Below are 1,276 nucleotides of genomic sequence, written 5' to 3'. Positions count from 1 at the left end.
GTGCCTGTTCCGGATCGAGCGGGAGATTGAAGCACTGCCCAGGGATGAGCGACGGCAGACACGTCAGCGCAAGTCACGGCGGGTACTGGCCGTCTTTCATCGCTGGCTGCTGGCTCAACGACAGATGGTGCCGCCTGGCTCGGCGACGATGAAGGCGATCGACTACAGCCTCAAGCGCTGGAGGGAGCTCACCCGTTTCGTCGATGACGGTGATGTGCCGATCTCCAACAACTGGGTGGAGAACCACATCAGGCCAATTGCCATCGGACGGGCGAACTGGCTGTTTAGCGGTAGCCTGCGTGCGGGCAAGCGGGCTGCAGCCATCATGAGCCTGCTGCACTCTGCGCGCATCAATGGGCACGAACCTTACGCGTACTTCAAGGACGTGCTCGAGCGCTTGCCAACGCATCCGGCCAGCCGTATCGACGAGTTGCTGCCGCATCGCTGGTCGCCAGCCACCTGAGGTGCGGCGCCGGCCAAGTGCTGGCCGTCAGGATGACTTTGCCGGACGGATACCGTCTACCGCCTCAAGGCCCTGACCAGCTCGACCGAAGAAGAGCAGTTCCACTGAGATGCCTTCAAACCCTGCTTATCCGCAGGGGCCAGAACCAAGAAGCCCGGGCGATGCTCGGGCTTTTCTGCTTTGACTAGAGGCGCGCTTGCCTATCGGAAACATAGTGGATTTAAATAAAAACGATTCTCATTTGATGTCAGAATAGAGGAAAGGAGTCATCATGAATCAGCCGCTTAAAAAGACACTCACCTTTTCCGCGATCCACTTCAGTGTCTCGTTTGGCGTCACTTTTGCGTTGACGGGCGATTGGCGCGTGTCGGGCGCTGTGGCTTTCATCGAACCGTGTGTGAACACCGTCGCGTATTTTTTCCACGAAAAATTTTGGAGTCAGCGGAGCCCATCCTCAGGACTTCAGGCATCTGTCCAGTCGGTGTGACAAGACCTTCAACGCAGATGGTTCCAACGCCTGCAAACGGGGTGGACAAGCGGCCAGATGCTGGCGGCTTAAGCCATGTCATAATACAAAATGCGACGCTGCAATTTTGCTGCAGTTGGTGCAGCAAATAGCGGTAAACATCGGTAGCTGGCGGTAGGCTAAGTCATTGATTTTTAAGTTGGTTCTAAAAATCTGGTACTAAGAACTTATCCGTAAATAGGTAAAATATCAATCCGAACCGTATCGAACGCGGTGCCGGAGTGATGCGTTGAGCAAACGAGTTGATTCCTGGTTGGTAACGGACGAGTTCTGGCAGCGTGTTGAAC

At 55.4% G+C, this 1,276-nt stretch carries 2 protein-coding genes; both read left to right on the top strand.

The window, feature by feature from the left end:
• A partial coding sequence (locus tag ACFQPB_RS23830; protein ID WP_382228915.1) for an IS66 family transposase occupies window positions 1-463 on the top strand: 463 nt, incomplete at its 5' end.
• Between the two features lie 271 nt (window positions 464-734).
• On the top strand, window positions 735-950 hold the full coding sequence (locus ACFQPB_RS23825; protein WP_382228912.1) for a DUF2061 domain-containing protein: 216 nt from the start codon (window positions 735-737) through the stop codon (window positions 948-950).
• Window positions 951-1,276: the final 326 nt, after the last annotated feature.

Source organism: Hydrogenophaga atypica (assembly GCF_042665215.1).
Classification (GTDB): domain Bacteria; phylum Pseudomonadota; class Gammaproteobacteria; order Burkholderiales; family Burkholderiaceae_C; genus Hydrogenophaga; species Hydrogenophaga defluvii_A.
Note: the sequence above shows the minus strand (reverse complement) of the source record. Positions and strands in the feature narration are given on the sequence as shown.